Origin of the sequence: Schnuerera sp. (genome assembly GCF_035459645.1) — a bacterium.
Taxonomy (GTDB): Bacteria; Bacillota; Clostridia; order Tissierellales; family Tepidimicrobiaceae; genus Schnuerera.
In genome coordinates this window covers 1-5,751 of record NZ_DATHXO010000296.1, presented here as the reverse complement: position 1 = coordinate 5,751, position 5,751 = coordinate 1, and the positions used below count along the sequence as shown (strand labels likewise).

Genomic DNA, 5,751 nt, shown 5'->3' with positions numbered 1-5,751 from the left:
ACCGCCAGCAATTAAAATTATATTTGGGTTTATCTCTTTGATTTTTTTTAAATCCGAATTCCTTAACTTACCTGCACTTATAAACTTTATATTAGCTCCTGCCCCAAGTGCTGCTTCTTTGGCGGCTTTAACCGTCATGTCATATACTAAACCATGAACAGTCATCCTTAAACCACCAGCAGCGCTACTAGTAGCTATTAATTCATCATATTCAACCTTATCATTTTTTAAACTACTGGCTAGATTCTCAATGGCAGCTTTCAGTCCTATATTCACATCTCCCTCCATTACAGAGGTAGGTGCTTGCCCTTGCCCTATAAAAATAGGGCAAGGGTTTAAATTGAAAGCATTCACTACTGTAGTAGTACTACCTATTTCTGCAACCAATAGATTAATTTTCATCTTTCATCTCTCTTCTCTTTTTCACTAAAAATGTTGCTACTTGATCGCCATTGGAGCCTCTACCAAAACCTGCGTCCATACCGTTTTTCACAGCTAATTCACTTGAAACTTGAGTACCACCTGCTAATAAGATAATTTTATCTCTAATACCTTTCTCTATACATAATTCATGTAGTTTTTTCATGTTTTTATAGTGAATATCATCGTGGCTTATTATTGTTGAAGCTAAAACTGCATCTGCATTAATTTCTATTGCAGCATCTACTAGTTTTTCAACTGGAACAGAGGTACCTAAATAATGGCTTTCTATGCCATATTTTTCTATGCCTCCATGCTTTATATCTATAATTTCTCTTAATCCAACAGAGTGTTCATCTTCTCCAACTGTACCCGCTACTACTTTCATTGGATTTTCATCTATATCTTTCCTAATCTCATCTTCTGTTAATACTTCTGGTTTTGGTGGTATAACTAAATCATTTATATCTATGGTGAAATCTACTCTACCCTTTAGTTCAATCCTTGTTCCTTCTGCTTCTTGCATTATCTCTTTATGGATTACTTCACAATCTTTTAATCCTAATTTTTTACCAATCTCTAATGCTGCAAATTCCGCCACTCTTTCTTCTACAGGTAAAAATAAGGTCATTAAGACAATTCCATCCCCTAACCATTCCATTTCCGGTTTGATTTTAGAAGTATTTCTTAATTCTTTTGTCTCTTCTAATCTTAAATAAATATTATCATTTTCATCTAATTCATCTATATATATAATTTTTTCTGGTACTTCAAATGTACATCCATCTATTAATTTAGATGGATTATCTACAGTTGCTTCGTCATACTGAGCAATATTATTGTAACCAAAATGTGCAGTAACAGGCGCCATATAATCTTCGTCTCTTTCATATACTGTACCAACACCTATGCCTCCATCAATTTTTCTTGCAATTCCATCTCCATTTCTTTCAGGATAATAACCAGAATCTACAAAAAAGCCTTCTTCTACTGCTTTAAAATATCCTCCAACTTCTAAAATTTCTTCCATAAATAGTATTGCTCTTTCTTTCAATTCTCTAACCTTATCTGCTAGTTCTCCTTCATTTCGTTTTATTTCTAGCATTTCATTTAATCCATCCATACCTGCAAATGCTTGCTTTGCTGTATCCACAGCTTCAATATTGTAAATATGCCATGGTACATTTCTTCCTTCGTCAGGAGTTATAGTAGACTGTATATCTGCCCTAGTAAGTTGTGATATTAGTAAATTTAGAACATGAGTTACTGTTGCTTCTCTTGTAGAGGATTCCATATATTTTGTATTCATTTGAGCTCTCATCTTATATTCATAAAAAAGCTCTCTTAAAGCTACTGCATAAGGCAAATCTAATCTCATACATGGAGCTGGTGGTGCTGTTGGCGGTACTGTTGATAAACAAATATTTTCTTTTTTCATATTAGCTTTTACTGAAAACATAGAGTTAATGGCATGTTGTACCATTAGTTCTGGCATTACCTTCCACGCTTCTCTAGCTGTAGCATTAGCATTATGTGCCCCATCTATTTGAGCAATATCTGCCCAGGCCATGATCTTCTTTGCACTTGCTGCATCTACAAAGGATCTTACCATATTAATATTTCTATATAGTACATTATATTGCGGGTCTTGATGTGCACCGTTTACTCCCTCTTCAGCGAACATAACTGCTATTTCTGGGCCTGCTACTCCAGATACATAGGAGTGATAATTAATTGGTCTACCTACTTCATCTTCTATAATATCCAATGCCTTTCGTTGTGCTCTTACTTGTTTTCTAGTGATTGGAATACCTCCTATACCTTGAGGTGTTCCTTCTATTAGACCATCATAATGACTTTGACCTGCAGTTCTAATAACCATTAAATGATCTGCACCATGCCAAGCTGCCATCCTCATACGTCTAATATCATCTTCGAATCTGCCAGATGCAATCTCTGTAGTAATTACTGATTTTGATTGTGGATCAATATGATCAAAATATTTTGCAGCTGGCAAAGGTTGGCAGCTATCTAGAGATTCTGATGTATCATAATATTCAAATTTTCCAATTTGTCTTTTTTGTCCAACACCTTTTCTCCAAGTCCATCCTTTTCTTCTAGGTCTATATTTGTCTAAATCTTTTAGTATATTTTCAATATCTAATTTCTCATTTGGTTTTATATCCATTATCTTCCACCTCCTTTAAAGGTAGTTATTACATCTTCCCACATTTCTCCCTCTGCTAATTTAAGTCCAGCTTCTCTAATATCCATATTTTTATCCTTAGCTAGTCTATAAACTATATGTCCAGCACCTTTCCCTAATAAACCTCTATCTATTGCACCTTCAACAATTGCTTTTGATTCTAAACTGGAAAATCCCATTCTAAGTAAAACAGATCTTTCAATAGATGGGGTAGTGTTTTTTTCTGATAATTCTATTAAAGGGTCAACTATTTTTTCAGCTAATTCCCAAAATCTATTTTCTAATTCTCTTTCACTTAAATTAGCAAGATGTTTTCTTCTTTCTTTAAAATCATCTTCTCTTTTCATCGCTAACCTCCTAATATTCTACTCCAAACTCGTCTAATATCTTTTTAACAAACTCTTCACTTGATTTAGTATCTGCCACTAAGAATTCTAAATCTTCCTTTGTTACTTTTTCTGCTTTAGTATTTTTAATACAGTTTCTAATATATGATCTTCGAGTCTTATTTAAATCGATTTCTTCAACATTAATATATCCAGGATCCTTTGGTAGTATAATATTCTTACCAGGAACTTCTTCAGAAGGATTTCCTATAACTACTTCAATACCATTTTCCTTAGCAAAGGTCAATTGAGGTTGAATATGTTTTCCTGCACCAGTATATTCAGTTTCCTGAACTACAATAATTTTATCTTTATCTAGTTCTTGAGCTAATTTAAATGCTGCTGCTAAAGATGTATTCCCTGCTGGTCCTCTTTCTAAACCTTCTAGTTGCGCTAATGCTTCTGTCATATAAAATACAGAACCTTGATTTACAGTTACGTATCTATCCATATATCTTAATGGTCTTGCAGCTGATCTAGGTACATCTGATCTATCTGGCCAAGTAGCAAAAGGAATTCCAAACCCTGTATGTCCTGTAGTAAAAGATTTTTTATTAAACTGGGTATCACTAGCCATGTGAAGTCCTTGAAGGCTTACACTTGCTCCTACTATTTGAGTATCAGTAGCCCCAGCTTTGATTAATCCTCTAGCAGTTCCTGTAAGATTTCCACCACCTGCATTAGTGATTACGACTACATCTGGATCTCTTCCTTCTCTTTCCCTAAATTGCATGGAAAGTTCATAACCTAAAGTTTCTACTCCTGCAATTCCAAAAGGTGTATATAATGAAGCGTTAAAATAACCAGTTTCTTCTAATAATACTAGAAAAGTATAGAACAGTTCTGGTCCAACAGTCAATTGAACTACTTCGGCTCCATAAGCTTCACATTTACGGGCTTTTTCAACTATTTCTGGTTGTCCTACTCCTTTAGAATCATAACACTCTTGTACTATAATACATTTTAATCCTCTCATAGCAGCTTGTGATGCAACAGCAGCTCCATAATTTCCACTAGTTGCAGCTATTACTCCTTTATAACCTAATTTTGCTGCATGATGGCAAGCAGTAGCAGCCCTTCTAGCTTTAAAACTTCCTGAAGGATTCGCTGCTTCATCTTTTATAAATATTCTTGCTCCCTTACCAGCTGGTGCAAATTTTCTTGCTAATTTTGTTAAATTTCGCAACTCATAAACTGGGGTATTCCCTACTCCCGTTTCATTTTGTACGTTTTCTATTTCCTGAAGACTGTATCCAGTTTCTCTCATCATCTTTTCATAATCAAAAGCAATGTTTCCAGATTCAAAAACATTATAATCTATGCCAACAGCCTTCTTCATTATCTCACTATTTCTTCCCATTACCGCTTCAAAACTCATATCTTTAGCCATATTATTCACCATCCTCTTCCATTAAGCTTCTCACTTGTCTACCTATATACAATAATTCAGGAACACACTTACCAAAATCATGATCATAAAAAGGATTTACCTCTATTAATGTACCTTCAACCTTTCTTCCAATATAAGTTTCAACTTCTACTTTGTCTCCAATTTTGGCTTCATCATCCATTAGGTAACCTTTAGTCCAAAATTCTAGTGGTACATTTTGTGTATCTTCTGGTATATTAGGTGCTCTATCTCCAGCTTCCAATACTATATTATGAATCCTTACCCAATCGCCTCGTTTAGCATCCATTTATATCCCTACCTTTCTGTTTTTGTTAGAAGGCGACATAAGTCGCCCTAAAATAATTTAATTTTTATTTCTAAAGTAACTTAATCTCTTTCAATTAATTGTCTCATATCTCCCATTATAGCCCTTGGTACTGGCAAATCTAACATGGTCTTTAATCCTGGTGAAGCATTAATTACATGAGGTATCATATTTACACACATTGCTATTGTTCCAATACCTCCTGGTACTTCAGGTTTAATAGACATATTTATGTTTGGAGTTCCTTTAATAGTAATGTAGTCTCCTGTAGCTCCTCCTTCTAATTGAGGTTCAACTTGTTGTGGGTGTATCATTTCAATCTTTAATTCTTCATCAACGTTTCCATATCCTTTCATATTACACCCTGCTACATCTCCTGCTTTGACTTCTGCATGAGGGGCTTTCCTGTATACATTAGATACTATTGGTTCTCTGCTTAGTTTAATTTCATCACTTAGTTCCCATCCTAATGCATCAGCAATCATAGTAATAGATTCTGGAAAACCTACATGTCCTGCCAAATCATTTTCTTCTACTCTTTTATTGAACTCTTCTACCGTTAGGCCAACTCCTTGACCATGCATAACAGCTGGTCCAAAAGGTGAAAGATTATTAACTCTTTCAGCTTTAATACTATCTACATCAATACAAGCACCAGTTAAGGTAATAACTAGTAAATCCATTATAAGGCCTGGATTTATTCCAGTCCCTAATACACTTACTCCATTTTCTTTTGCTATTCTATCCATTTCTTTAGCCAATTCTGGTTCTTGAGCTTGAGGATAGGCCATCTCCTCAGCAGTTGAAATAACGTTTATTTTATTTTCTAGGCAATATTTTATTTTATCGAAACTATCTTTAGTGAAAGAATCAGTAGCTATTATAACCACATCTGCTGCATTTTCAGTTATTACTTTATCATATTCTCTTATAATAACATCTGGTCTATCTTCTCTTTCTACATCTAGATACTCATACATACTTTTACCAAGTCTATAAGTTCTACCTACTACACCAACTATTT

General features: G+C 34.4%; 6 protein-coding genes. All 6 read right to left on the bottom strand.

All coding sequences use genetic code 11. From position 1 onward, the window contains the following. Positions 1 to 402: glutamate mutase L (locus tag VK998_RS06970; protein WP_325226912.1), on the bottom strand; the 402-nt coding region annotated here is incomplete at its 3' end. Then, positions 392 to 2,608, bottom strand: coding sequence for a D-ornithine 4,5-aminomutase subunit OraE (oraE, locus tag VK998_RS06965; RefSeq protein ID WP_325226910.1), 2,217 nt, complete (start codon positions 2,606 to 2,608; stop codon positions 392 to 394). The genes VK998_RS06970 and oraE, both read right to left, overlap by 11 nt. Next, a complete protein-coding gene (locus VK998_RS06960; protein ID WP_325226908.1) occupies positions 2,608 to 2,973 on the bottom strand; it encodes an ornithine aminomutase subunit alpha in 366 nt (121 codons plus the stop codon). Before VK998_RS06960 ends, oraE begins: the two co-directional genes overlap by 1 nt. 10 nt (positions 2,974 to 2,983) lie before the next feature. Beyond that, positions 2,984 to 4,402 (bottom strand): 2-amino-4-oxopentanoate thiolase subunit OrtB, encoded by a 1,419-nt coding sequence (ortB, locus tag VK998_RS06955; protein WP_325226906.1) that lies wholly within the window; start codon positions 4,400 to 4,402, stop codon positions 2,984 to 2,986. 1 nt (position 4,403) lies between these two features. Then, on the bottom strand, positions 4,404 to 4,709 hold the full coding sequence (gene ortA, locus VK998_RS06950; protein WP_325226904.1) for a 2-amino-4-oxopentanoate thiolase subunit OrtA: 306 nt from the start codon (positions 4,707 to 4,709) through the stop codon (positions 4,404 to 4,406). A gap of 80 nt (positions 4,710 to 4,789) precedes the next feature. Continuing rightward, the coding region (ord, locus tag VK998_RS06945; protein WP_325226902.1) for a 2,4-diaminopentanoate dehydrogenase at positions 4,790 to 5,751 on the bottom strand (962 nt) is incomplete at its 5' end.